Here is a 24,375-nt window from a genome sequence, read left to right as displayed (position 1 = left end):
CGTTCGGGCCAATCGACGAGTATGGCCGCGAGTCGAGAGCCCGCGCTGGCTGGATCGGTCGACGACATCGAGCGCGCCGCCGCCGCCGAGACGCAGACCGCGACGTTCGGGATGGGCTGTTTCTGGGGTCCAGACGCGCGATTCGGCGCCATGGAGGGCGTCGTCCGGACCCGAGTGGGCTACGCTGGCGGTACCACACCTGATCCGACCTACCACGCGCTGGGCGATCACACCGAGGTCGTTCAGGTCGAGTACGATCCCGAACAACTCTCCTATGACGACCTGCTCGACGTGTTCTGGGCGAACCACGCGTGGGCGTCGGCGTCGCCGAAGCGCCAGTACCGCGGCGTCGTGCTGGCACACGACGACGGCCAGCGCCAGACCGCACAGCGGCGTCGAGACGCCCTCGAAGCAGAAACGGGCCAAAACGTTGCGACGGCCGTCGAGACGCTCGATACGTTCTACACGGCAGAAGATTATCACCAGAAGTACGAACTGCGCTCGACGCCGGTCGTCGGCGACGAACTCGACGCGATCTACGGCGACGCCTTCGCCGACTCGACGGTGACGGCGCGGCTCAACGGCTTCGTCGCCGGCCACGGCGATCCGGAGCGCAGAGCGGTGCTGGTTGATGCGCTCGATCTCCCCGAGTCCGTGCTTGAGGAGCTTCGACGCCGGTTCTGAGTTCCGAGACGGGGAGTGTCCCACGGCGTCGACGTTTCGGAACGACGCCGCGATCGGGCTGGCGGGGACAGGTGTAAACCCGTTCAATTGCTATCGTATCACATGAGTCAGCGAGAATCGGCCAAATCACTCGAGTGTCGATGCACGCGGTGCAAGTTCAACAGCAACGGCACCTGCGGCTATCAGGGACGGCTCCTGATCAACGCGAACGGCGAGTGCGAGATGATGGAAGAAGGCTTCGGCGGCGATCGCGGACCGTACGGCGAGTCAGCCGAGTAACAAACCGTCGGGACGGGCGCCTTGCGTTCCAAAGGATTCCCGAAGACTCAGACACGACTCGAAAGTCCACGGAAAACAGTCTTGTGTCGAGGAGCGCCTACGACGGATATGCGCGATCTCGACGAGACCGACATGGAGATCCTCTCGTTGCTGACTGAGGACGCACGCCGGGCGTACAGCAGTATCGGCGAGGAGGTTGGCCTCTCCGGGCCGGCCGTCTCCGACCGCGTCACGCGATTGGAGGAAGCCGGAATCATCGACGGGTTCACCGTTAATGTGAACCGGGGCCAGCTGCGGGCCGGCGTTCCCGTGTTCGTCCAAGTCGAGACCAGTACCGACGAGGTCGAGGACGTACGAGAGCGACTGCACGGCGCGGACGGCGTCGAGCATCTCTTCGTGACCGTCGAGGGCGAGGTCTGGTTCTACGGCCGCGCGGAGGGCCAGCGAGTCAGGCAGTGGATCGACGGCCTCCTCGACGGCGTCCCGACGACGGAGTACTCGGTGACGCTGGTCGACGACCTCGAATGGACGCCCTCGCTCGACGGCACCGAGTTCGCAATCGCGTGTGCGGAGTGTGGCAACACGGTCGACAGCGAGGGCGAATCGGCGCGGATCGACGAGACGGTGTATCACTTCTGCTGTTCGTCCTGCCAAAGCCGGTTCGAAGAGCGGTACCAGCGTCTCGAAGAGGGCGCGTAGGAGTCCGTCCCGTTTCGGACCCGTTTGTCGACGCCGACGGTCGAAGCACGTCGCTTGGCCGCCGACCCGCTGACTTTTGAATCCAAATTATGAGTGTGCGAGTGTCTTCGCTTCCAAGTAGTAATCGCACTAAGCATGGGTCCCGTAGTATAGGATAGCATGAGTACCAGAACAGCCCACCTTGACATCACGGGGATGTCCTGTGCCAACTGCTCGGGGACAGTTGGGGACGCCCTCGAAGCGCTCGACGGCGTCGTCGAGGCGAACGTCAACTTCGCCACCGACGAGGGCTCCGTCGAGTACGACCCCGAGGAGGTATCGCTCGGAGAGCTTTATGACGCGATCGAGGAGTCGGGATACGGCGTCGTCTCGGAGACGGAGACCATCGCCATCTCCGATATGACGTGCGCGAACTGCGCGGAGACGAACGAGGACGCTCTCGAAGACGTTCCCGGCGTCGTCGACGCCGACGTGAACTACGCGACCGACGAGGCGCAGGTGCGATACAACCCCGCCGATGCCTCCCGCGAGGCGATGTACGACGCCATCGAGGGCGCGGGCTACTCGCCGGTTCGTGAGGACGCCGCCGACGAATCGGACGGCGACGCCCGCGACGCCGCCCGCGACGCCGAAATTCGAAAACAGCTCCGGCTGACGCTGTTCGGCGCGGCGCTGTCGGCGCCGCTTTTGTTCTTCATCGTCGAGAAGTTCCTCCTCGGCGGGAACGTCCTTCCTGACCAGATCTTTGGCTTCGAGTTCAGCTGGGTCCAGTTCGCGCTGGCGACGCCCGTCCAGCTCGTGCTCGGGCGGCCGTTCTACGTGAACTCCTACAAGGCGCTCGTCAAGAACGGCCGAGCCAACATGGACGTGCTCATCGCGCTCGGTTCGACGACCGCGTACGTCTACTCCGTCGCGGTTCTGGCCGACCTGATCGCCGGGAGCCTCTACTTCGACACCGCCGCGCTCATCTTGGTGTTCATCACGCTCGGGAACTACCTCGAAGCCCGCTCGAAGGGCCAAGCCGGCGAAGCGCTCCGAAAGCTGCTGGAGATGGAGGCCGACACCGCGACCGTCGTCGACGAGGACGGCACCGAGCGGGAGGTGCCCCTCGAAGAGGTCGAAGTCGGAGACCGGATGAAGGTCCGGCCCGGCGAGCAGATCCCGACCGACGGCGTGGTCGTCGACGGCCAGTCCGCGGTCGACGAGTCGATGGTGACCGGCGAGTCCGTCCCCGTCGAAAAAGAGGAGGGCGACGAGGTCGTCGGGTCGACGATCAACGAGAACGGCGTGCTCGTAGTCGAGGCGACGAAGGTCGGCGCCGACACCGCGCTCCAGCAGATCGTCCAGACCGTGAAGGAAGCCCAGTCCCGACAGCCCGACATTCAGAACCTCGCCGACCGCATCTCGGCGTACTTCGTTCCGGCGGTCATCGTCAACGCCGTGTTCTGGGGCGCCGTGTGGTTCCTGTTCCCGCAGGCGCTGGCCGGCTTCGTCGACTGGCTCCCGCTGTGGGGACTGGTCGCTGGGGGTCCGGAACTCGCCGGCGGGACGATCACCGTCTTCGAGTTCGCCGTCGTCGTGTTCGCGTCGGCCGTCCTGATCGCCTGCCCCTGCGCGCTCGGACTCGCCACGCCCGCGGCGACGATGGTCGGGACCACGATCGGCGCACAGAACGGCGTGCTGTTCAAGGGCGGCGACGTTCTCGAACGCGCGAAAGACGTCGACACGGTCGTGTTCGACAAGACCGGCACGCTCACCGAGGGCGAGATGGAGCTCACCGATGTCGTCGCTTTCGACGCCGACGGCGAGCCAGTCACCGACGGAGGAGAATCGGCCGCTGGCAGTGGCGAACCGGCCGCGGACGGCGGCGAGCCGACGGACGGCAGCCAGTTGCTCGCCCGCGACCAGCCCTCGGAGTCGGACGTGCTCCGACTGGCCGCGGCGGCCGAAAGCGGGAGCGAACACCCCCTCGCCCGTGCAATCGTCGAGGGCGCCAGAGAGCGCGGGATCGACGTGACCGATCCAGACGAGTTCGAGAACGTCCCCGGACACGGCATCCGCGCGACGGTCGACGGCGGGGAGGTGCTGGTCGGCAACCGGAAGCTGCTGCGGGACAACGGCGTCGATCCGTCACCCGCCGCAGAGACGATGGAGCGGCTCGAAAACGAAGGGAAGACGGCGATGCTCGTTGCAGTGCGCGGTTCGGAGCGAAGCGAGAACCGCGAGGCGAGCGGCGATCAGCCGCGAGCAGAGGGCGACCTCGTCGGCGTGGTCGCCGACGCCGACACGGTCAAAGAAAGCGCGGGCGACGCCGTCGCTCAGCTACGGGACCGCGGCGTCGACGTGATGATGATCACGGGCGACAACGAGCGGACCGCCCGCGCCGTCGCCGAGCGCGTCGGCATCGACCCCGACAACGTCCGGGCCGGCGTCCTCCCGGAAGACAAGTCCGACGCGGTCGAAGCGATCCAAGACGAGGGCCGGAAGGCGATGATGGTCGGCGACGGCGTCAACGACGCGCCCGCGCTGGCGGTCGCGTACGTCGGTACGGCCATCGGGAGCGGCACGGACGTGGCCATCGAAGCGGCCGACGTGACGCTGATGCGCGACGACCCGCTCGACGTGGTGAAAGCCATCCGCATCTCCGACGCGACGCTCCAGAAGATCAAGCAGAATCTGGTGTGGGCGCTCGGCTACAACACGGCGATGATCCCGCTCGCGTCGCTCGGCCTCCTCCAGCCGGTGCTGGCCGCGGGCGCGATGGCGTTCTCGTCGGTGTCGGTGCTGACCAACAGTCTGCTGTTCCGGCGGTACACGCCCGACCACGAGTACGAACTGCTCGGACGGCTGCGGTAGCGAACGGTCGCTGCCGCCGACAAAGAATCGCTGTGTATCGGGTTGGCGCCGCTCAATCGCCCGACTCAGTCGAGTAGCCCGGGATAGTCGGCGATAATTCCATCGACTCCTGCGTCGACGAGCTGCGACGCCTGATACCAAGTCCCGACTGTCCACGTGTTTACTGTCCGTCCTTCGTCGTGAGCGCGCTCTATCAGGTCGATATCGGCGAATCCGGGGTCGTCGATGTAGTAGGAATCGTTGAAGAACGGCGACCCGGCGACCATGTTGTACGGCGGGTGGAGCGCTTCGCAATCGTACTCGTCGGTGATCTCGAGCCCGACATCGATCGAGTCCCAGAACAGGAACGCGATCGGAATGTCGGCGTCGTACTCACGCGTCGTCGCAAGCGCAGCCTGCAGGAACGACGACACGAGAACGTGATTCTCGAACTCGGAGGCGATATCGAGCACGCGTCGGGTGAACGGTCGCCACACGTCTTTCCGGGCCTCGAGTTCGTCACCCTCCAACTTCTCGGCGAATCGAACGTCGGTATCGCCGGGGTTCTTCAGTTCGATGTTGACGGCGACACTCGGTGGGATCGCCGACAGAGCCTCTCGCAGCGTCGGCACTGTCTCCCCACTCTCGAGGACTTCGGCGTTTCGCACCTCCGAGCAGGGTGTCTCCCACACGAGCGTGTTCTCGTGGTCAGTGAGACCGCGCTCTCCGCCGTCGCGCGAAGCGAGCCGGTCGTCGTGGAAGACCACGACCTCGAAGTCATCGCCTTCGTGGGGACGCCCACCGCAGGGCACCACGTCGATCTCGATCATGTCGGCGCCGCGCTTTGCCGCGCCGTCGCCGTTCCCCCCTCTCGAGGCGTTTTCCACGGCGGCAACCGTGTTTTCTGGATATACGCCCGCGAACCCTCGGTGTGCGATCAACGCTGTCGAGTCGTTGCCCGACGACTTACTGTCGCCGTGACCCTCCGCACTGGCAGCCCCTCCGACGTACGATCCGAGTACCGCTGCACTCGTCCCCTCCAGCACGGTCCGCCGATCGATGTTTGGAATCCCCAGCATTGCATGAAAGAGTGGCAGTTCCCTAGACAATAAAGTATTTTATAAATTTATTTTAATATATTTATTATTACCTGTAGCTATCCGCTATCGACGAAGGCCACGGCGGCCCTCCAGCCCCCAAGCGGGCGCTGGCTAGCGTTCGAGCGTATCGATCGGTCTGGTGAGCCAGTCTTTTCCGGCGTCCTCGAGCAAGTCGAAGAAGTCGTCGTGAAGTTTACCGTTCGAGGCAACGACGCTTCCCTCAAGTATGCTGTCGAGGTCGGTGTTTCCGTCGAAGTCGGTTACCGTCCCGCCCGCCTCTCGGACGAGCAGCGCCTCGGGTGCAACGTCGACCGGCTTGAGATCCTTCACCGAGACGGTGTCGAACACGCCCTCAGAGACGAACGCCAAGTCGGGCGCGGCCGCCCCAAGTAGTCGCGTCCCCTGCGTGTACGAGAACAGGTACCGCCACAGACCCATGTAGTCGAAGTCGTTGGCCGTCTCCTTGAGGTAGAACCCGACCCCGTGGAACGAGTCCTCGATGGCCTCAGTGTCGGTAACCGACAGCTCCGTCGGCTCTGAGTCCTCGGCAACGAGGTCGTAGCCATCGCTCCGGAACTTGTAGGCACCTTCGTCTCGCACCGCGACGTACACCTCGTCCCGGAGCGAGTAGTACATCACGCCGGCGTACAGTTCGCCGTCTTTCGTGACGGCGATGTTGACGCCGAAGTGGGGGATTCCCTTGGAGAAGTTCGTCGTCCCGTCGAGCGGGTCGATGATCCAGACGTATCCCCCTTCGAGCTGGCCGCCCTGCTCCTCGCCGTACAGCGCGTGATTCTCGTCCTCGAAATCGTCGCCGAGTTCTTCCTTGATGGTCTCTCGGATCAGGGTCTCTGCTTCCGTATCGACCTCCGTGAGGAGGTTTTGAGAGTCCTTCTCCTCGGCCTCACCGATCTCGCCGAAGTAATTCTGGTGCAACTGGGCTGCCTTTGCCGTGGCCAAGACAGCGATCCGGAGGTAGCGATCCTCGATCGGCATCTGTCCTTGGAGATCTTCGATTTCGACACCCCCGTCGCCGCCGTCGCCCTCATCGGCAAGTGCGCTGAGAACACCGTTGGAGCCGATGATTCCTGCCGCCCCAGCAGCAGTCCCAGTCACACCCGCCAACTTTAGGAACCGTCGACGAGCTTCGCTCTCGGCACCGCTTGCGCCGCTGTAACCGCCATTGCCATCGGACATAGTCCACGTCGGACGGCAACGATTACACATATAAATTTAACATAGTTAAACTTCAGTTATACTCATTAGTTGTGCCACATCATTCTAGACGAATAATTCAGAGTATGTTGCGAGATTTTCTTCCCAGAAAGACGACCGGTCAACAGCCAGAAACAGAACTGCCGCCTTCAGAGACGGTATCCGACACTCTGTGACCAAGGAGGCCACATGTGGAGAATACTTCGAGAAGGCGCAGGAAAAAGAGTGCTCCGTCAGGGATTCGAACCCGATGCCAGACCTCACTTCGCTCGGTCTGCCGTGGCTCGAATACCTTCCGTACGCTTCTTCTTCGTCACGGCGTTCCTCAGAAGAATGCTCCGTCAGGGATTCGAACCCTGGTCCTTGCCGTGAGAGGGCAAGATGATTGGCCGGACTACACCAACGGAGCTTACCTGTACCCTTTCAGGTACGCATCCAATCGTAGCGACGAGATACGTTTAACAGTTGCGTTTCGGAGCGTCATTGTGGCCGGCTATCGTACACCAGAACCCGCTGGCGTCGGCAAGATCAGCGCTCCGAGAGCGCAGATTCTGACCCAGAAAATCGGTTGGGGGCTTTATTATGGGAGGGATGTCAGAATGGATCATGGCACAACGACAGACCGATGCGCTTCGGCGTTACCTCCCGGGGTCTCCCCGAGAGTTCCTCACCGCCCCGATCCGCGCGCAGACGTACAGGAACCTCGTCTATCTCGCGCTCGCGTTCCCGCTGGGGATGGCGTACTTTCTCGGACTCGTGATCGGCGCATCGTTCGGGCTCGGGTTGCTAATCACGTGGATCGGGCTGCCGATACTGCTCGGGACGCTCGCCGCGACGACGAAAGTGGCGAGTTTCGAGGTGTCGCTGGCAGGACGGTTGGTCGGGACGGACGCCGCCGTCCCATCGTCCGTCAGCGAGTTTTCGGCGACGGACCGCATCGCGTTCCCCGGAGACGGGTTTGTGATCTCGGTCACCGAACTACTGACCTCGCCGGTGATCTGGACGAGCGTCGCGCTGGTGATCTCGAAGTTCGCGTTCGGCATCGTCTCGTTCACGATGCTCGTCACGGCGCTCTCGGTCTCGGTCGCCCTGCTCGGCGCGCCGCTGCTCTACGACGCGTCGTCGGTGACGATCGGTCTGGTCGGGCCGTCCTCCTCGGGTTATACCACCGGTCCGCTGGTCGTCGACACGCTCCCGGAAGCGCTCGTCGTCGCTGCGTTCGGTGTTGTCGTCGCGCTCGTCGCGTTGAACGCGCTGAACGCGGCCGCGAAACTACAGGCCGCGTACACGGTGTCGATCTTGCGTGTCGGTTCCGGACGGTCTGACGACGGACACGCCGACTCGTCGGCGCGAACGTAAGGCCCAAGCTTTTGCCGACTGCCGTCCATCGTCCGGTATGCAAACGCGACCGCTCGGGGAGACGGGCCACGACAGCACCGTCGCGGCGTTCGGCGCCATCGCGCTCAACTGGCTCGAACAGGAAGGTGCGAATCAGATGGTCGAACACGTCCTCGATGCCGGCGTTAACCACTTCGACGTGGCGCCGACCTACGGCGACGCCGAAATCAAGCTCGGGCCGAAGCTGCGACAGCACCGCGAGGAGATCTTTCTGGGCTGTAAGACCCAAGAGCGCGATTACGAGGGCGCGACGCGCAAGCTCGAGCAGTCGTTGCACCGGCTCGGCACCGACCACATCGAACTGTACCAGATCCACGGGCTGGAGTACGAGGACGAACTGGACGAGATCACGGGCGACGGCGGCGCCCTCGAAGCGATCCGCGAGGCCAAAGCCGAGGGGACAGTCGACCACATCGGACTGACGAGCCACGGCAACCCGCAGCTGATTCTGGACGCGATCGAGCGCATCGACGATCTCGACTCGCTGATGTTCCCGATGAACCCCGTCGTCGCAGGCAAGGACGGCGGCGAGTACGACTACGAGGCCGTGCTCGACCGCGCGGAGGAGAAAGGCATCGGGACGCTCGGCATCAAGGCGTTCGCAGGTGGGTCGTGGCCGTCTACTGACGACCTCCCCGAGGCCGACCGGCCGTACGCGAACTGGTACGAGCCGGTCGACACGCCCGAGGAGATCAGAGAGCGGTTCGACTTCGCGGCCACGCAGGGGCTGACGAGCGTCCTCACGCCGGGCGACCCGAAACTCGTGACGATGGTGCTCGACGCCGCAACGCGCCACGAGGCGATGGACGAGGCGGCCCAGCGCTCGCTGATCGAGCGGCTGCGCCACGACGACAGCCCCGTCCCCGAGCAGCTCCACCACTGAGCGGAGAGCCAATGGACGTTCCGACGACCGTTCGAACAGCGCTCGAAGACCAGCCAGTCGCGGGAGCGACCTGTCTCGAAGCCGGCGCGGGGCTGGGAAACGCGACCGCCGGATTGCTCGACGCCGGCGCCGAGCGAGTCTACGCGGTGACCGACGACGCCGAGCACGCGCGGACGACTCGGCGTCGGGTCGCAGCTGCGGCGTCGGATCGCAACGTCGTACTGGAGGCGGACCTGCGTGCGCTGCCGCTTGCGGCCAACTCTATCGACGTGATCACGGCCCACGGACTGTGTAACGTGCTCGCACCGCCGGCGCTTGATGCCGTCGCGGCCGAGCTGACCCGCGTGGCGGCGCCGGGCTGTCGTCTGATCGTCGACGACTACGAACCCCTTCCGGCAGATGCACCGGTCACTGAGCTGTTCTCGCTGGAGAACGCGGTCGCGGAACAGACCGATGGCGTCCCGGCGCTGACGTTCTATCCATCCGACGTGCTCGTGGCGCTGTTCGAGCAGTACGGGTGGGTGAGTTGCCGCGAGACGACGTTGCTCGATCCCGTTCCGTGGACGCGGAGCCATCTCGACGCCCACGCCGAGGCGGTGCGGGCGCGCGCGGAGAAGTTGCCGGACGCCACGCGCGATCGGGTCGTCTCGGAGGCCGAGCAGCTGGTGGCAGCGATCAGCGCGACGGAGTGTGGGCGGATGTACAGCGTAGCGTTGTGCCGTCCCGGCTGAGCGGCTACTCGTTCTACTCGATGACAGTGCCGGCGTACCCGCCGAGCGCGCTCAGTACGATCGTAAAGCCCGCCGAGGCGAGCGCCACACCGACCAGTAGAAGTGCGATCGGGGTGGCATCGGCGGCCAGCGCGCCGCCGACGAGCGATCCGAGTACGATCACAGCGGGCGCGGTCAACGCGAGCCCTGCGAGCGCGCCGAGCCCGAGCCCGTCGCGGGGACTACCTTGCTGGAAGTAGCCCGCGACGCCGCCGCCGAGCACCGGCGAGAACGGGACGAACGATGCGACAGTCGAGACGACGGCGCCGAGGACAACGAGCGCGAGTCGATCGGTCGGCACGACGCCGCCGTCGCCGCCACGACGCAGTCGCCGGTAGTAGACCAACACGGCGATGCCGACGACCGTCAGGGCGGCACCGGTCAGGACGAGCCCACCCGCGCCCCAAACCATCATCTCGTTGATCGCATCGACGAGGACGCTCTCGGAGACCAGCGTCGAGGTGACTTCCATATCGGCGACGATGGCTTCGCTCAACTCACGATCGGCGGTCTGCCAGACTGCGACGCCGGCGGCCGCCGCCGAGATTCCCGGGATGGCGATCAGCAAGGCGACGATCGCATCGAAGACGGCGCCCAGCGTTCCCGATCCGGCGTCGTCGGTCGGTGTCGAGTCGTGGGGGTCGGTGGTCGTAGGGGACTCCATAGCTACACATTAGACTGGATTCCTCATAAAACGAGGATCGTAGTTTCAGAAGCTGAAACGACGGTCGGTCCCAGAGCGTCGGGACCGCCAGAGACAGGACGAATCTTGGGGGAGTGTTCGAGGCGACCTGTGAGTATACTCAGGTTTTGCTGCGGAAAATATTAGAATTATTCACAGTTAACTATATAATGGAATTTGCTCCCATCCACACACGATGTTCGAGGAAACTAACGCGCAACAAACAGGAGCCATCGGCCGACGGCAGTTCGTGGGGGGAGTGGCGTCGTTGCTGGCGGCGTCGGCGTACTCGCTGTCGGTGCCGGAAAGCGTCGCAGCAAGCGTCGTCGACGGTGACGACGAACCGGTACAGACGGTAGCATCGCCAGACGGCCGGCTCGAAGTGACGGTCGACGCCGCCGACGGCGTCCCGACCTACGAAGTCGCCTACGACGACAGTACAGTCGTCGAGGAGTCGGCGCTCGGCTTCGAGTTCCAGAACCAGCCGACGTTCCGCGAGGGGCTCTCCGTCACCGGGACCGAGCGCGATTCGGTCGATTCGACGTGGGAGCCCGTCTGGGATCAGTACGAGGAGATCCGAGAGCGCTACAACGAGCTCCGGGTCGGCCTCGCCGAGAGCGGCGACGGGGGGCGCTCGGGCACCCTCGAACTCCGGGCGTTCGACGACGGCTTCGGGCTCCGATTCGTCTTCGGCGAATCGTTCGGCGACTTCGTCGTCACGTCCGAGCGCACCGAGTACAACTTCGCGGGCGATTACACCTCGTGGTGGATTCCCAACGACTGGAACAACTTCGAGGTCGAGTACCGCGAGACGCCGCTGTCGGGGATCGAATCCGGCCTCGACGGCGCCCCCGTCTCGGCGGGCGGCAACGGCGTCCACACGCCGATGACGATGCGGACCGACGAGGACCTGTATCTGAGCGTCCACGAGGCGAATCTCGACGACTACGCCTCGCTGGCGATCGCGCCTGCAGGCGGTGACGGCCCCGCCATGGAGTCGACGCTGGCGCCGCTGCCCGACGGGACGAAAGTCTCGGCAACGGCGCCACACATGACGCCGTGGCGGACGTTCCAGATCGGAACTCGGCCGGGCGAGTTGATGGAGTCGAGTCTCGTGCTCAACCTCAACGAGGACTACGACGAGTCGGTGTTCACGCAGGGCGTCGACTGGATCGAGCCCCAGAAGTTCATCGGCATCTGGTGGCTGATGATCACCGGACGTGCCGACTGGACGTTCACCGGGATGAACTCGGGCAACCACGGCGCCCAGACCGGGCGCGCCAAGCAGTATATGGACTTCGCCAGCGAGCACTCCATCCCGGGCGTACTGATCGAGGGCTGGAACGAGGGCTGGTCGAGCTATCCCGGCGACGGGAGCGCGTTCGACTACACCGAGCCGTACCCCGACTTCGACTTACAGGAGGTGACCGACTACGGCCCGAACCTCGACCCGCCGACCCAGATGACGATGCACAACGAGACCGCGGGCGACTTCGAGAACTACGAGTCACAGGCCGACGAGGCGTTCGACCTGTACGACGATCTGGGCATCCGGACGATCAAGAACGGGTACGTCGCCGACAGCGGGAACCTCGCCGGCGAGGGGTTCAACCACCACAATCAGGTGCTCGTCAACCACCACACGCTCATCGCCGAGACCGCCGCGGCGAACCGCCAGATGCTCGACATCCACGAGCCGATCCATCCGACGGGGCGACGCCGAACCTACCCCAACCTGATGACCCGCGAGGGCGTCAAAGGCCAAGAGTACGACTCCTTCGGATTCGTCAGCCCCGAGCATCACGTGACGTTCCCGTTCACCCGAATGCTCGGCGGCCCCGTCGAGTACACGCCGGGCATCTTCGACATGGACTCGGGCTCGGGCGGCATCGAGACGACGCGGGCCAAGCAACTCGCCATGTACCCGACGTACTTCAGCGGCCTCCAGATGGCCGCCGACCTGCCGAGTTCGTATCTGGCCGACCAGCCGGCGACGCTGGGCGTCGGCGAGGTCGCGCAGGCCGAGTGGGCCGACCTCGACGGCTTTTCGACGGCCGCCCGCTGGGCCAACGCGCAGGGCGAGCAGTACGTCCCCGTCGATCCCAACACCGTCGCCGCGGGCGCGACGGCGTCGTGGACCGTCGAAGGCGTCGAGTCGGCCGGCGAGTACGACGTACATCTCCGATACGCGAGCGACGCCGAAGAGAATGCCGTCCCGCAAGGAACGCCCCGAACCGCGACGGTGCTGGTCGACGGCACCGAGCGCGCACAGGTGACGCTGCCGCCGACGGAGTACTGGGACACGTGGGGGTCGGTCTCGACGACGGTGTCGCTGGAAAGCGGCGACAGCGACATCGCGGTCGCGCTGACCGACGCCGACACCGGCGGGTTCAACCTCGATTCGATCGCCGTCACCGAGTCCGGCGAATCGATGCCCGAACCCGAGACGGCGCCGATCCGCGGCGAGACTGTCCCCGCCTTCCAGTTCATCGAGGACGTTCCGGCGGCCTGGGACGACACGCGCGTCGTCGACGCCGAGATCGGCGACTACACGATCACCGCCCGCAAGAGCGGCGACGAGTGGTTCGTCGGCGCGATGTCCGACGAGAACGGACGTGCGATCGACGTTCCGCTGTCGTTCCTCGACGACGCGCCCGGTGAGCGCAAAGGTCACGAGAAGGGGCGCGGGAGAGGGCACGGCGGAACGCCCGGAAACGGCAACGCGAAGGGCCGAAGCAATAGCGGCCGTGGCGGTTGGAACGGCGACGAAGACAACCACCGAGAGGACTGCGACCACGAGCGAGGTCGCGGCCACACCAAGGGCAAGTACGTCGCCGAGATCTACTCCGACGGCATCGAAGCCCGCTACGACAGCAACCTCACGGACGTTCGGATCGACGAAGCGATCGTCGACGCCGACACCGAGGTGCTGGCCTCGATGGTCGGCTCGGGCGGCACCGCGCTCCGCATCCGGCCGGCGACGTGGGAAGAAGTCAGGGAGCTCCCGCACTACGAGCGTCCCGAACAGGAGTTCGACGTGTCGATCGACGCCGAGACGTTCATCCAAGAGCCGTTCGTGCAGGCCACCGGAACGAACTTCGGTGAGTACCTGAGCGGGACGACCGTCGACGTGTTCGTCGACGGCGAGTTCGTCCGCTCGGAGAACGTCCGGTTCGCGCCGGACTCGTCGGACGGAGTCGACGAGTTCACCGTCACCATCGACGACCCCGGTTCCTACGAGGTGACCGTCCGCAGCACCGACGGCGAGACGCTCGCCAGTCAGACGGTGACTGTCAAGCCCCCAGAGACGATCGCCACCTTCGACGATCCGGCGGGCGACGACTACGGTCCCGGCGGCTACACCTATCCGACCGCCGGCGCCTTCGAGGAGGGAACGTTCGACCTGCGCTCGGTGACCGTCGAGCAGACGCCGAGCATCTACCAGTTCACCTTCGAGGTCGAGAACCTCAACGACGGGTTCGGCGGCGACTTCGGCTTCTCGCCGCACATGTTCGTCATGTGGGTGCGCGACCCCGACAAGAGCGGCGGCACGACCCAGACGCTGCCCGATCTCGGCGCCAACGCGACGTTCGAGGCGCCGTGGCACTACCGCGTCGAGATCAGCGGCTTCACCAAAAGCGCCGTTACGGCCTCGGGCGCGACCGTGACCGACGACGACGGCAACGCGGTCAGAGTCGGTGAACGCGTCGACCCGGACGCCAATACGGTCGAGTTGAGCATCGACCGCGCGGCGTTCGACGGCGTCGACGCGCGCGATCTGGAGATCGTCCCGATGGTCCAATCCGAGGACCTAGGGACGCTCAGGCCCGTCGCCGAGACGGCCGCCGACTACGTCTTCGGCGGCGCCACGCCCGGCGCGGCCGCCAACACGCCACGGATCATGGACATGATCACGCCCGAGGGCGTCAGTCAGGCCGACGCGCTCGCGTACTCGGCCGACGAACTGGCGACGCTTCCGTTCGTCTCGATCGACTGACGAGCGACGGCGTCGTCACTTGCTCGGTCGGCCGGCGGTGTCTCCGCTGGCCGAGCCGATGCGGCGCCAGACCATGCCGGCGAGCCTGACGAACCCGGCGGTGTACAGGGCGGTCCCCAGCGTCGCGACGCCGAGGTAGCCGACCGCGAACGCGCCGTTGCGGGCCAGAAACCCGCCGGGATCGAGCAGGAAGGCGATCACCGTGAACGGGCCGAAGACCAGCGCGACCACGAGTCCCGCCAAGAAACTCATGCCCACTACTGTCTCCGAACGCCTCATAAAACTACGTCGAACAGGCGTCTGACGATGGTTTCGAAGGGATAGTACGGGAACGAATGGAAAAGAGGCCATACGAGGCGGGACGCCGCGCCAGCGTGGAAACATCTAAGTCGACTGACTGAATCGTTCCGCTATGGCCGAGGACTGCGAGTTTTGTCGCATTGCCCGGGGCGAGGGCGACGCGCACACGCTCTATGCGGACGACCGAACGGTGGCGTTTCTCGACGAGAATCCGGCCGTCGAAGGACACGCGCTCGTGATCCCGAAAGCCCACCGCGAAAGCGTGCTCGGAGCAGAAGCGGCATCGACTGGCGCCGTGTTCGAGACTGTCAGGACTGTCTCGAATGCGCTCTCGGCGGCGGTCGATCCCGACGGTTTCAGCGTCTTTCACTCGACGGGATCGCTCGTCGGCAACGTCGAACACGCCCACGTCCACGTCGTTCCACGGTTCGACGACGACGAGGTCCACGTCGCGTTGCCCCGCCGGCGACTCACTGATCAGGACGGCGATCGGATCGCGGCGGCGATACGCGCGGAGCTATAACGACGCCTCCGATCCCGTCGAGCCGCCGGCTCGCGCCCGAACGCCTTTTGTCGTGGTGACGCCTCTGTCGGGCATGCTTTCGACGCTCCTGTTGTTGCAGTCAGACGTGAATATCTCGGTCGGCTCGCCCATCAGCGGCGTCCTCGGCGGGGCAGTAACGGCGTTCCTGACGACGCTCGTGGTCGGTGCGATCGTCCTCGCCATCCGGCCCGAGTACGTCCGCCAGACTGCGGCGTCGTTCCTCGACGATCTGGTCGGCTCGCTGGTCTACGGCGTCATCGGCCTCGTCGGCGTCGCCTGCATCACGTTCTTGCTCGTGATCACGCTGATCGGCATTCCGCTCGCAGTGCTGTTCGTGCTGCTCGCGTATCTTCTCTGGGCAGTCGGGGCAGCGATCGCCTTTTTCGCCATCGGCGAGCGACTCGTGGACCGACCGGACGAACCGCTCGTCGCGCTGGCGGTGGGCGCCGGCATCAACGGCGCACTGGTCCTGACGGGGATCGGATCGATCGTCGCGCTGTGTATCGGCGCCGGCGGCTTCGGTGCGGTCGTCCGGCGATGGCTCGAATAGGGAATTAGGCCAACCCGGTCGTCCCGATCCAGAGAAACGCGGCGCCGAAACCGGCCAGCACGACGCCGCTCAGCCCCGCGACGACCGGCGCGGCGGCGTCGACGCGACGCCCGGCGGCGACCAGCGCGGCAGGGTACGCGACGACCCAGAGACCGATGCCAGCAAAAAAGCCGAGCAACAGCGCCGGACTCCCCGTCTGAATGACGAGTGTTCCCGCCAGCGCGTCGCCGACAGCGGGCGCGTAGCCTAGCACGTCCAACCGGCCCGGTTCGATCAGCCCGACGCCGGCGGTGAGCCAGAACGCGATCTGGTAGGGGTTCGTCAACGCGAGCGCGAACGCCTTCCTGAACCCCTTGGAGTCGCCGCCGACATCGCCGGTGAACGACTGGGCGGCGCTGGCGTCCCGCAGCGCGCCGACGGCGAAGTACAGCATCAACAGCCCGCCCAGCAGGTACAGCCCCGAGCGCAGCGACGGCGTCCGGTCCACGACCGCGACGAGGCCGACGACGGCCAGCACGAAAAACAAGGCGTCGGCCAGCATCGCGCCGAGACCGGCCCGGAAGCCGGCGGGCCACCCGCGGAGCACGCTCTCCTCGGCAATGACAGCGTTCATCGGACCGGGCGGCGCGGCCAGCACGACGCCGAAGACGGCGCCGACGACCGCAGAAACTGCAAGCGATGGCACGGCCGAGAGTGGGCGTCCGGAGCCTAAAAACGTCTCGTTCGGGTGCCGCGCAGGGGGCGACTACGGGCCGCGGACGCGCCGGAGCGGCAGTTGGTTGGCGCCATCTGTCACGTGCCCAGTGTGATCCCGAATTCGGCGCCGAGCAGTTCGGACCACTCGTCGGCGTCGATGTCGCGTTCTCGCTCGTCACCATCTCGGACGCGCGTCAGCGAGTCGGGCGAGAGTTTCACGTGCCCTCGGTCGGTCGAGCACGCGACGACCGCGTCGTCGGTAAACGGCGACTCCGGCGCCGTCGAGAGGTACTCGCAGGTGGCCGTGAAGTGCTCGCGCGGTCGATGGGTGTCCCGGAACACGTACCGCGTCTCCCAGCCCTCGGTTGGCTCCCGACACAGCGTTTCGAAGTCGGCGTCGGGGCGGTCGCTCTCGACGACGCGCCAGTCGACGCCCGCGGCGTCCGTGCGGGCCTCGCCGTCGAGGGGCAGCGGGCGTCGCATCGACGGGACGCCCAGCCCCGCGTCGACGAGATAGCGGCGGTCGAGGTCGACCACGTGAGCGAGGTGGTTCGCCGGGGGCAAGGGGTCGTCGTCGCCCAGCACCATCGCCGCGACACGAGTGGGCTCGTAGCCCAGCTCCGAAAGGAGCCAGCCGAACAGTCCGTTGAGTTCGTAGCAAAAGCCGCCGCGTCCGTCCTCGACGATCTTCTCGTAGAGGTCCTGATACGCACGCGAAACGCCGCTCGGGTCGTGTTCGCCGAACGGCGTCCCGGCGACCGCGATCGTCTCGAAGGGGACGGTCGTGACGTGGGCGCGCTGGAGTCGGTCGAGCGTCTCCCGATCAGCTCGCTCGACGGTCGTCGGATCGACGCCGATCCGGCGGAGGTAGCGATCGGTCTCCATGCTAATCGTCCACCGCGCCGGCGAAGGCGTTGCGCCGATCCTCGGCCAGTTCCGGGAACTGCTCGACGCCTGCATACTTGGCGGCGGCGTCGCCGAGCTCTGCGACGCGCTCTGCGACCGTCTCGTCGACGATCGCGCCGTCCTCGACCGTCGAACTCGAACTGGGGATCGCCACCTCGATGGGCAGCGTCCACGCGTTCAGCGTGCGACAGACCGACCGGAGGTGTTCGAGCGGCGCCGTGGGGAACTCCCCGCCGGCGACCTCCAGCAGGCCGACGGTCGTTCCGCCGAACTCGTCGCGGCCGCAGTAATCGAGCGCGTTCTTCAGCGGTCCGGAGTAGGAACCGTGGTAGTTCGGCGTCCCGATAAGCACGGCGTCGGCGTCGCTGACGGCCGCACAGAGGGCGGCAGCGTCTTCGGGTTCCGGTTCGTCGGGATCGTAGGCCGGCAGGTCGTACTCCCGGAGGTCGAGGAGGTCGGTTCGGGCGCCCGCTTCGCGCGCGGACGCCAGCGCCGCCGCCAGCGCTGTCCGTGTCTTGCTTTGGTCACGCAAACTACCACAGAGGGCGACGACGCGTACGTCTCTGTCCATCCTATCGACACAGGCTAGCCCCCAGAGATACAAAAGCACTCCCCGACAGCGGCGAAGCCACGTCAACCCCCGCCGAACTGCGGGTCGGCGTTTACCGTCGTTCGCACGCAATCTGCCGGCGATGTCGAACGTCGAACGAGCGGACGCATCGAAGTCGGCCATCGTCGAGAGCGTCGAGGCGTTGATCGGCGGGACGCCGCTGCTTCATCTCGACTCGATCGCGGCGAATCTCTACGGGAAAGTCGAAGCGAGCAACCCCTACTCGGTGAAAGACAGGATCGCCCGCGAAATCGTGGACGCCGCAGAGCGCGACGGCGCTCTCGGGTCGGACGGCGCCGTCGTCGAAGCGACCAGTGGGAACACCGGTATCGGGCTGGCGGCGATCAGTGCAGCCCGGGACTACGACTGCGTGCTCACGATGCCCGAGTCGATGTCCGCGGAGCGTCGGCAGCTGCTGGCCGCGCTCGGCGCTAATCTGGAGCTGACGCCCGCCGAGGACGGGATGTCGGGCGCGAATCGTCGGGCCGAGGAGATTGCCCGGCAGCGCGACGACGCCGTGCTGGCCCGCCAGTTCGAGAACGAGGCGAACAGGCGCGCCCACCGCGAAACCACCGGTCCGGAGATCTGGCGAGCGACGGGCGGCGTCGACGCCGTCGTCGCTGGCGTCGGGACCGGCGGAACGATCACCGGCATCTCGGAGTACGTCAAAGAGCAACGCGGCGTCGCGTCGTTCACGTCGGTCGCGGTCGAGCCTGCGGCGTCGCCCACGATCTCCGAACAGAGCGGGGCGTCCCACGACATTCAGGGGATCGGGCCAGGGTTCGTCCCCGACGTGCTCCGGACCGAACTCGTCGACGAAGTCCGGAGCGTCACGGGAGACGAAGCGAAAGCTGCCACGCGAGCGCTCGGACGTGAGGAAGGTCTGCTCGTCGGCGTCTCGGCGGGGGCGGCGATCGCAGCGGCGGGCGAGTACGCGCGCGACCACCCCGACGAGACGGTCGTCGCAGTGCTTCCCGACACCGGCGAACGATATCTCTCGACCGATCTGTTCGAGGGCGAGTAACTGTTCCATGCCGCGCAAACGCCTAAGTGAGCGTTCCCGGATATCAGCACGTGAGCGACGGGATAGAGAACGCGTCGGCGGTGGACGAACAACCGAGCGCGGCGACAGCAGGTGAACGGTGAGTTCGAGCACCGACGCGTCGATCGAGGACGCCGATTGGCTCCACCTGAGCGACGACGAAGAGATCAGGTGGGCCGGCCGCCCGTCACGGTTCACGCTCGCCCCCTCGATCGCGGTCGCGGCGGTCGTGGTGCTCGTCGGCGGCGTCTTCGAGGTCGGCCTCGAACGGCTGGTCGGCGGCGGCCTTCCGTGGCCGATCGCGTACGCGCCGCTTGGCGTCGCGCTGGTCGGCATCGCCATCGCGGTCTGGGCCTACGCGGACTGGCTGCGGTTGTTGTACGTGCTCACCGACGAGGAGATCTACGTCAAGCAGGGGCTCGTCTCACGGGACGTGACGCAGGTTCGACTCGATCGCGTCCAGAACACGGCCTACGACCAGTCACCCCGGGAGCGGCTGCTGGGCTACGGCGACGTGCGAGTCTACACGGCCGGGAGCAGTACGGAGGACGTTACCTTCGAACGCATCCCGAATCCAGATCGGGTGCAGAACACGCTCACTGACCTTCTGAGCGATCAGTCGTCGCAGCGGCCACAGGAGCGCGGCGGCGTCTGATGCGGGCGTCGATTTGTCGTCCGCTTCGGAGCGCCACGGCGGTGACGATACGCGCTCACTCGTCGTTCTCGAACGGCGATCCCGCCGCTTCCGGCTCGTGACCGTCGAGGCTGATGATGTTCTCGCGGCCGACCCGGAGCTTCGAGATGGCGCCGTCTTCTTCCATATCCGACAGCAGCATGCTGACCTTCGACTTCGACCAGCCGGTCTCTTCGACGATGTTTACCTGTTTCATCCGGCCGCCGTTGTCCTCTAACAGCGCCGTCACCCGGTCCTCGTCGGTGAGCAGTTCCTCCTCGTCGACAGCGGCCTCTGTGGCTGTGGCATCGTCGTTCGAATCAGGGGTGGCTGCCACCGCCTCGTCGGCATCGTCGTCGGGGCCGGTGCGGTCGAGGATTGCGCCATCACGCCGCCACGCGACGGCGCTCCCGACGCCGAGCAGGAGAACGACGACGCCGGCAAGCAACATCCACGGGTCACTCTCGCTCGTCGCGGGAGCCGTCACCGGCTCGTCGGGCGATTGGCCGACGGTGTCCTCGGGCGCCAGTTCGACGCGGGGCTTGTTGTCGGTGAACTCTTGGGCACCGACCCACGTGACCGTGTCGCTGGTCGCCAGCGTGTCGTTCGACATCTGCCTGCCGTCGTCCGGGACCGCTCGTGCGAACGCGAGGTCGCCGCCGGAGCGGAACACGAGCGACTGGTCCTCGGCGACGTACATCCCGCCCTCGAACACGTCGCCGACGATCACGCGCTGGCCGTCCTGCTGGGCGAAGTTCGTCCAGTGAAACGACATCGTGACGACGCCGGGTTCGTTGAGCCGGTCCTCGCGCACGCCGGCGGACCGATCGAAGTTCGTCGCGTTCATCTGGCGATCGGTCACGTTCGTGCCGGCGGCGACGAGTGCGCTGGCTTGCTTCTCGAACCCGGTGTACAGCGGGTGGCTCTCGTTCGTCCGGAACTCCTCGGCGAACGCCTCGAACTGCTCGCGCTCGGACTGGTTAGCGAGGCGGCGCTCGTAGCGAAACGTCCAGACGCCGGTGCCGTTCTCGTGGACTGCGATCCGGAACTCGACGCTGTCGAACTGCGCGGTCTGATCGGACTGTTGCAAGAATCCGGAGGATCGATCCGTCTGATCGACCGGCGCAGTCGACGCCGACAGCGGCGCTGGCTCGGGGGCGGCCGGAGAGCCGTCGACAGCCGGGACCCCCACGAGCAGCGTCGCCAACAGGAAGATGCCCGTCACGAGACCGACACCCAGCGATCGGTTCATCCTGTGTTAGTCCTCAATGGGCGATACAAAAGGCCTTGCGACCTACCGGCGATCGGACAGCCGAAGCGACGGGCCGAACGCCGAAGCAGTTGAGTTGGCGCAGTTACGGCGAGGCGACGTTCTCGATGATACCGCGCTCCGAATCGTAGGACAGCAAGCCGGCGTCGGCGAGCTTTGGCAAGTGTACGTGGTGAAGCGAGACGTGAACGTCCTCGATTCGGTCCGAAAGCGAACGGGTATCGTCGGCAGCCTCGCGCACTGCGACGCCGCGGGCGATGACGCCGGCGTCGATCGGGGACGTCACGTCGGCGAGCACGGACAGCACGGCTCGGCGTCGATCGCTTGCGACGGCGCCGAGTAGCTCCTGCGTCGGCAGCTGGTCGGGATCGAGCGGGTCAGTCGGCGTTCGGGTCGGTGAGTTGCTCATGGTTGAGATCTGTACTCCTGAAAATGTCCCGTCGAGACCTAACGCGTTCGACTATGATGTTAGGTGGTTCAGCGGTACCGTGCCGCCGCACCGCGGCGACGCCGCCAGCGCGCTGCGGCGGGACCGGCCGTTCACTGGCCAGCGACGGCGCATTGCTTGCGCTTCCGTCAACGGAACCGCCGACAGCAGGGCCGATCTGTCGGATGAGCGGAGCGAACGGCCATACCCGTCGAGCACATACACTGGTGACATGGAGTCCGGGGGGACACTGCAACAGACGCTCGACGCCGTCGAGCAGGTCGGAGAGCCGGGGGAACCAGTGACGGCGAGCGAACTGGCCGACAGGATCGGATGTAGTCGGCGAACCGCCTACGACCGCCTCGAACAGCTGGCCGACGCCGGGGAGCTACGAACTAAGAAGATCGGCGCGCGTGGGCGCGTCTACTGGCGGCGGCAAGGAACGGGCGCCGACAACGTGTCGGAAGACGATCAGCAGTTCCGGTCGCTGGTCGACGCTACCGAGGAGTACGCGATCTTCGGGCTCGACGCGGAGGGCCGTATTCGGACGTGGAATCCGGGTGCCGAGCGGATCAAGGGGTACGGCACCGACGAAATCATCGGCGAGCACCTGTCGACGTTCTACACCGACGAAGATGTCGCCGACGGCGTCCCAGAGCAGAATCTGGCTGCGGCCGCCGCCGACGGGGTGGTCAAAGACGAAGGGTGGCGCGTCCGGCGCGACGGCACACGGTTCTGGGCCAAGATTGTGCTGACGGCGATCTACGACGACGAAGGCGATGTCGAAGGGTTCGCCAAGGTGACCCGGGACATGACAGAGCGCAGGCAGTACGAGCGGCAGCTTCGCCGGCAGCGTGACGATCTGGAGGCCGAGCTCGACGACGTGCTCGAACGCGTCGACGACGCGTTCTACGCGCTCGACGAGAACCTGCAGTTCACCTACGCCAACGAGCAGGCCGAACAGCTTCTGGGCTGTTCCGCCGAGGAGTTGCGCGGGAGCCACATCGAAGACGTGTTTCCAGAGGCGGACGTTGGAGAGCGCTACCGGGAGTGCCTGTCGACGCAGGAGCCGTCGAACTTCGAGTTGTTTTCCGAACGGCGGTCGATCTGGCTCGAGGCGAACGTCTACCCGTCGGCGTCGGGGCTGTCGGTGTACTTCCGTGACACCACCGAACGCAAGCGGCGCGAGCAGGACCTCGAACTGTACGAGCGGATCGTCGAGACTCTCGACGATGGTGTCTACGCGGTCGACGACGACTCGCAGTTCGTGTTCGCCAACGAGGCGTTCTGTGAGATGCTCGGCACGGACCGCGAATCACTGCTCGGTGAGCACGCGACGACGGTGTACGACGACGAAATCGGGCCGAAAGCCGCCGACGCAGCCGAGCGCGTCAGCGCCGGCGACCAGAACATCGCAACGCTGGAATTCGACCTACACACGGCCGATGGGGAGCGAATCCCCGTCGAGAGCCGGTTCGGGCCACTACCCTACGGCGAGGGGGAGGGACGGTGTGGCGTCGTCCGCGACATCACCGGGCGAAAGGACCGAGAGCGAAGACTCGAACACCAGCGAGAGCGGTTAGAAGCGCTCAACGCACTCAACACGATCGCACTGGACATCACGGAGGCAATCGTCGATCAGTCGACCAGAGCCGAGATCGAGCGTGTCCTCTGTGAAGACCTCGCGGCGTCGGATTCGTACACGTTTGCTTGGAGCGCCGGCGTCGACCAAGCGACGGAGTCGATCGATCCCCACGTCGAGGCGGGCGTCGACGGCTACCTCGAAGACGCGCCGATGTCGATCAGTCCCGACGATGCGCTGGGACAGGGACCGGCCGGCAGGGCAGTTCGAACTCAAGAGATGCAGGTTGTCGAGGACGTATTCAGCGATCCGGACTTCGAACCGTGGCACGAGGTCGCCCGCGAGTACGGCTACCGGGCCTCGGCCGCGGTACCGATCACCCACGAGGGGACCGTCTACGGTCTGTTCGGCGTGTACGCCGACCGATTAGACGCCTTTGCGGGCGAGGAGCGACGGATGCTCAGACAGCTCGGCGAGGTCGTCGGCCACGCCATCGTCGCCATCGACCGGAAGCGCGCGCTGATGGGCGACGAACTCGTCGAGGTCGAGTTCCGCATCCGGGATGTCATCGAGATGCTCGACATCGACGCCGAATCGAACGGTCGCGTCCACCTGTCACAGACGGTGCCGTTACAGGACGACGATTATCTCGTGTACGGGAACGCTGTCGACGAAGACGACGAGTTCGTCGAGGAGTTGGTGGAGTCGCTGCCCCACTGGTCGGAGGTGACGTTCGACGAATCCGGGAACGAACGGTTCGAGTTGACGCTCGCCGATCCCCCGGTTCTGACGACGATCGCATCGCTGGGCGGCGACATCGACGAGGCCGTCATCGAGGACGGAGACTACAGGATGAGCGTCCACCTCTCACCGGGCGCCGACGTTCGCCAGATCATCGGCGCAGTGCAGGAGGCGTATCCGGAAGCCGAACTGGTCACGCGCCGGCAGATCAACCGCACGCAGATCGACGCCGAGGCGATCGGGAGCGTCCTGACCGACGAACTGACCGAACGCCAGCGTACCGCTCTCGAATCGGCGTTCTACGCCGGATTTTTCGAGTGGCCGCGGGAGCAAACCGGCGAAGAAGTCGCCGAGACGCTCGGCATCTCCTCGCCGACGTTCCACCAGCACGTCCGGGCCGCAGAGCGGAAAGTGTTCGAGGCGCTGTTGTCGACCGCCACGCCGAGGGAAGACTGAGCGTCGGCGTCCCACCATTGAAGGGCGATTGCGTGG

Annotated in this window: 22 protein-coding genes and 1 tRNA gene; 13 read left to right on the top strand and 10 right to left on the bottom strand. The window is 65.7% G+C overall.

Annotation, left to right across the window (positions count from 1 at the left end; all coding sequences use genetic code 11):
• Positions 1-21: 21 nt before the first annotated feature.
• From msrA to CRO01_RS01000, 4 genes are all read left to right on the top strand, one after another.
• On the top strand, positions 22-684 hold the full coding sequence (gene msrA / locus CRO01_RS01010) for a peptide-methionine (S)-S-oxide reductase MsrA (RefSeq protein ID WP_097007264.1): 663 nt from the start codon (positions 22-24) through the stop codon (positions 682-684).
• A 102-nt stretch (positions 685-786) separates the two neighbouring features.
• Positions 787-963 (top strand): hypothetical protein, encoded by a 177-nt coding sequence (locus tag CRO01_RS16435; protein WP_179747362.1) that lies wholly within the window; start codon positions 787-789, stop codon positions 961-963.
• A gap of 108 nt (positions 964-1,071) precedes the next feature.
• A complete protein-coding gene (locus tag CRO01_RS01005) occupies positions 1,072-1,662 on the top strand; it encodes an AsnC family transcriptional regulator (protein WP_097007263.1) in 591 nt (196 codons plus the stop codon).
• A 159-nt stretch (positions 1,663-1,821) separates the two neighbouring features.
• Positions 1,822-4,518, top strand: coding sequence for a heavy metal translocating P-type ATPase (locus CRO01_RS01000; RefSeq protein ID WP_097007262.1), 2,697 nt, complete (start codon positions 1,822-1,824; stop codon positions 4,516-4,518).
• A gap of 65 nt (positions 4,519-4,583) precedes the next feature.
• On the opposite strand, the gene CRO01_RS00995 is transcribed toward CRO01_RS01000, so the two are convergent.
• The 3 genes from CRO01_RS00995 to CRO01_RS00985 all read right to left on the bottom strand — a co-directional run bounded on the left by CRO01_RS00995 (position 4,584) and on the right by CRO01_RS00985 (position 7,221).
• On the bottom strand, positions 4,584-5,576 hold the full coding sequence (locus CRO01_RS00995) for a glycerophosphodiester phosphodiesterase (RefSeq protein ID WP_097007261.1): 993 nt from the start codon (positions 5,574-5,576) through the stop codon (positions 4,584-4,586).
• Positions 5,577-5,708: 132 nt separating this feature from the next.
• The gene (locus CRO01_RS00990; protein ID WP_179747361.1) at positions 5,709-6,794 is read right to left on the bottom strand and encodes an inositol monophosphatase family protein; all 1,086 of its coding nucleotides are present in this window, start codon (positions 6,792-6,794) and stop codon (positions 5,709-5,711) included.
• Between the two features lie 352 nt (positions 6,795-7,146).
• A tRNA-Glu gene (locus CRO01_RS00985) sits at positions 7,147-7,221 on the bottom strand.
• 197 nt (positions 7,222-7,418) lie between these two features.
• On the opposite strand from CRO01_RS00985, the gene CRO01_RS00980 reads away from it, so the two are divergent.
• Genes CRO01_RS00980 through CRO01_RS00970 form a run of 3 tightly spaced genes read left to right on the top strand, consistent with a single transcriptional unit; the run spans position 7,419 to position 9,824 of the window.
• A complete protein-coding gene (locus tag CRO01_RS00980) occupies positions 7,419-8,171 on the top strand; it encodes a sensor domain-containing protein (protein WP_179747360.1) in 753 nt (250 codons plus the stop codon).
• 37 nt (positions 8,172-8,208) lie between these two features.
• Positions 8,209-9,093 (top strand): aldo/keto reductase, encoded by an 885-nt coding sequence (locus tag CRO01_RS00975; protein WP_097007258.1) that lies wholly within the window; start codon positions 8,209-8,211, stop codon positions 9,091-9,093.
• Between the two features lie 11 nt (positions 9,094-9,104).
• Positions 9,105-9,824: a class I SAM-dependent methyltransferase gene (locus CRO01_RS00970; RefSeq protein ID WP_097007257.1), complete on the top strand. Its 720-nt coding sequence runs from the start codon at positions 9,105-9,107 to the stop codon at positions 9,822-9,824.
• Between the two features lie 13 nt (positions 9,825-9,837).
• Here the strand turns inward: CRO01_RS00970 and CRO01_RS00965 are convergent, their stop codons facing one another.
• Positions 9,838-10,527, bottom strand: coding sequence for a DUF5518 domain-containing protein (locus tag CRO01_RS00965; RefSeq protein WP_097007256.1), 690 nt, complete (start codon positions 10,525-10,527; stop codon positions 9,838-9,840).
• 214 nt (positions 10,528-10,741) lie between these two features.
• Here CRO01_RS00965 and CRO01_RS00960 point away from each other — a divergent pair, with 214 nt between their 5' ends.
• Positions 10,742-14,542, top strand: coding sequence for a glycoside hydrolase family 97 catalytic domain-containing protein (locus CRO01_RS00960; protein ID WP_097007255.1), 3,801 nt, complete (start codon positions 10,742-10,744; stop codon positions 14,540-14,542).
• Positions 14,543-14,557: 15 nt separating this feature from the next.
• Here the strand turns inward: CRO01_RS00960 and CRO01_RS00955 are convergent, their stop codons facing one another.
• Positions 14,558-14,794 (bottom strand): hypothetical protein, encoded by a 237-nt coding sequence (locus tag CRO01_RS00955; protein ID WP_097007254.1) that lies wholly within the window; start codon positions 14,792-14,794, stop codon positions 14,558-14,560.
• Positions 14,795-14,954: 160 nt separating this feature from the next.
• Between CRO01_RS00955 and CRO01_RS00950 the strand changes: the two genes are divergently transcribed.
• Positions 14,955-15,365 carry an HIT family protein gene (locus CRO01_RS00950; protein WP_097007253.1) on the top strand — a complete coding sequence of 137 codons (411 nt, stop codon included), beginning with the start codon at positions 14,955-14,957 and terminating at the stop codon, positions 15,363-15,365.
• Positions 15,366-15,438: 73 nt separating this feature from the next.
• A complete protein-coding gene (locus CRO01_RS00945) occupies positions 15,439-15,936 on the top strand; it encodes a hypothetical protein (RefSeq protein WP_097007252.1) in 498 nt (165 codons plus the stop codon).
• Between the two features lie 4 nt (positions 15,937-15,940).
• Here CRO01_RS00945 and CRO01_RS00940 read toward each other — a convergent pair whose 3' ends face one another.
• The 3 genes from CRO01_RS00940 to CRO01_RS00930 all read right to left on the bottom strand — a co-directional run bounded on the left by CRO01_RS00940 (position 15,941) and on the right by CRO01_RS00930 (position 18,109).
• Complete coding sequence (locus tag CRO01_RS00940) at positions 15,941-16,621, bottom strand: LysE family transporter (protein ID WP_097007251.1); 681 nt, start codon at positions 16,619-16,621, stop codon at positions 15,941-15,943.
• A 107-nt stretch (positions 16,622-16,728) separates the two neighbouring features.
• Positions 16,729-17,517 (bottom strand): arylamine N-acetyltransferase family protein, encoded by a 789-nt coding sequence (locus CRO01_RS00935; protein WP_097007250.1) that lies wholly within the window; start codon positions 17,515-17,517, stop codon positions 16,729-16,731.
• Between the two features lies 1 nt (position 17,518).
• On the bottom strand, positions 17,519-18,109 hold the full coding sequence (locus CRO01_RS00930; protein ID WP_097007249.1) for an NADPH-dependent FMN reductase: 591 nt from the start codon (positions 18,107-18,109) through the stop codon (positions 17,519-17,521).
• 121 nt (positions 18,110-18,230) lie between these two features.
• On the opposite strand from CRO01_RS00930, the gene cysK reads away from it, so the two are divergent.
• Both cysK and CRO01_RS00920 read left to right on the top strand, forming a co-directional pair.
• Positions 18,231-19,172 (top strand): cysteine synthase A, encoded by a 942-nt coding sequence (gene cysK / locus CRO01_RS00925; RefSeq protein ID WP_097007248.1) that lies wholly within the window; start codon positions 18,231-18,233, stop codon positions 19,170-19,172.
• 118 nt (positions 19,173-19,290) lie between these two features.
• Positions 19,291-19,845 carry a PH domain-containing protein gene (locus CRO01_RS00920; protein WP_097007247.1) on the top strand — a complete coding sequence of 185 codons (555 nt, stop codon included), beginning with the start codon at positions 19,291-19,293 and terminating at the stop codon, positions 19,843-19,845.
• A gap of 55 nt (positions 19,846-19,900) precedes the next feature.
• Here the strand turns inward: CRO01_RS00920 and CRO01_RS00915 are convergent, their stop codons facing one another.
• Both CRO01_RS00915 and CRO01_RS16425 read right to left on the bottom strand, forming a co-directional pair.
• On the bottom strand, positions 19,901-21,115 hold the full coding sequence (locus tag CRO01_RS00915; protein ID WP_097007246.1) for a helix-turn-helix transcriptional regulator: 1,215 nt from the start codon (positions 21,113-21,115) through the stop codon (positions 19,901-19,903).
• A gap of 103 nt (positions 21,116-21,218) precedes the next feature.
• Entirely contained in the window at positions 21,219-21,542 is a 324-nt protein-coding gene (locus CRO01_RS16425) for a DUF7344 domain-containing protein (protein WP_179747359.1), read from the bottom strand.
• Positions 21,543-21,792: 250 nt separating this feature from the next.
• Between CRO01_RS16425 and CRO01_RS00905 the strand changes: the two genes are divergently transcribed.
• The gene (locus CRO01_RS00905; protein ID WP_179747358.1) at positions 21,793-24,339 is read left to right on the top strand and encodes a PAS domain S-box protein; all 2,547 of its coding nucleotides are present in this window, start codon (positions 21,793-21,795) and stop codon (positions 24,337-24,339) included.
• Positions 24,340-24,375: the final 36 nt, after the last annotated feature.

Origin of the sequence: Natronoarchaeum philippinense (genome assembly GCF_900215575.1) — an archaeon.
In the GTDB taxonomy this organism is placed as follows: Archaea; Halobacteriota; Halobacteria; order Halobacteriales; family Natronoarchaeaceae; genus Natronoarchaeum; species Natronoarchaeum philippinense.
The sequence above is the reverse complement of the archived record's forward strand: the minus strand, read 5'-3'. Positions and strand labels throughout refer to the sequence as shown.

What these genes read in the sequence shown, in the direction of transcription:
- msrA (WP_097007264.1), top strand. Translation starts at nt 22, where the DNA reads ATGGCCGCGAGTCGAGAGCCCGCGCTGGCTGGATCGGTCGACGACATC.
- CRO01_RS16435 (WP_179747362.1), top strand. Translation starts at nt 787, where the DNA reads ATGAGTCAGCGAGAATCGGCCAAATCACTCGAGTGTCGATGCACGCGG.
- CRO01_RS01005 (WP_097007263.1), top strand. Translation starts at nt 1,072, where the DNA reads ATGCGCGATCTCGACGAGACCGACATGGAGATCCTCTCGTTGCTGACT.
- CRO01_RS01000 (WP_097007262.1), top strand. Translation starts at nt 1,822, where the DNA reads ATGAGTACCAGAACAGCCCACCTTGACATCACGGGGATGTCCTGTGCC.
- CRO01_RS00995 (WP_097007261.1), bottom strand. Translation starts at nt 5,576, where the DNA reads ATGCTGGGGATTCCAAACATCGATCGGCGGACCGTGCTGGAGGGGACG.
- CRO01_RS00990 (WP_179747361.1), bottom strand. Translation starts at nt 6,794, where the DNA reads ATGTCCGATGGCAATGGCGGTTACAGCGGCGCAAGCGGTGCCGAGAGC.
- CRO01_RS00980 (WP_179747360.1), top strand. Translation starts at nt 7,419, where the DNA reads ATGGCACAACGACAGACCGATGCGCTTCGGCGTTACCTCCCGGGGTCT.
- CRO01_RS00975 (WP_097007258.1), top strand. Translation starts at nt 8,209, where the DNA reads ATGCAAACGCGACCGCTCGGGGAGACGGGCCACGACAGCACCGTCGCG.
- CRO01_RS00970 (WP_097007257.1), top strand. Translation starts at nt 9,105, where the DNA reads ATGGACGTTCCGACGACCGTTCGAACAGCGCTCGAAGACCAGCCAGTC.
- CRO01_RS00965 (WP_097007256.1), bottom strand. Translation starts at nt 10,527, where the DNA reads ATGGAGTCCCCTACGACCACCGACCCCCACGACTCGACACCGACCGAC.
- CRO01_RS00960 (WP_097007255.1), top strand. Translation starts at nt 10,742, where the DNA reads ATGTTCGAGGAAACTAACGCGCAACAAACAGGAGCCATCGGCCGACGG.
- CRO01_RS00955 (WP_097007254.1), bottom strand. Translation starts at nt 14,794, where the DNA reads ATGAGTTTCTTGGCGGGACTCGTGGTCGCGCTGGTCTTCGGCCCGTTC.
- CRO01_RS00950 (WP_097007253.1), top strand. Translation starts at nt 14,955, where the DNA reads ATGGCCGAGGACTGCGAGTTTTGTCGCATTGCCCGGGGCGAGGGCGAC.
- CRO01_RS00945 (WP_097007252.1), top strand. Translation starts at nt 15,439, where the DNA reads ATGCTTTCGACGCTCCTGTTGTTGCAGTCAGACGTGAATATCTCGGTC.
- CRO01_RS00935 (WP_097007250.1), bottom strand. Translation starts at nt 17,517, where the DNA reads ATGGAGACCGATCGCTACCTCCGCCGGATCGGCGTCGATCCGACGACC.
- CRO01_RS00930 (WP_097007249.1), bottom strand. Translation starts at nt 18,109, where the DNA reads ATGGACAGAGACGTACGCGTCGTCGCCCTCTGTGGTAGTTTGCGTGAC.
- cysK (WP_097007248.1), top strand. Translation starts at nt 18,231, where the DNA reads ATGTCGAACGTCGAACGAGCGGACGCATCGAAGTCGGCCATCGTCGAG.
- CRO01_RS00915 (WP_097007246.1), bottom strand. Translation starts at nt 21,115, where the DNA reads ATGAACCGATCGCTGGGTGTCGGTCTCGTGACGGGCATCTTCCTGTTG.
- CRO01_RS16425 (WP_179747359.1), bottom strand. Translation starts at nt 21,542, where the DNA reads ATGAGCAACTCACCGACCCGAACGCCGACTGACCCGCTCGATCCCGAC.
- CRO01_RS00905 (WP_179747358.1), top strand. Translation starts at nt 21,793, where the DNA reads ATGGAGTCCGGGGGGACACTGCAACAGACGCTCGACGCCGTCGAGCAG.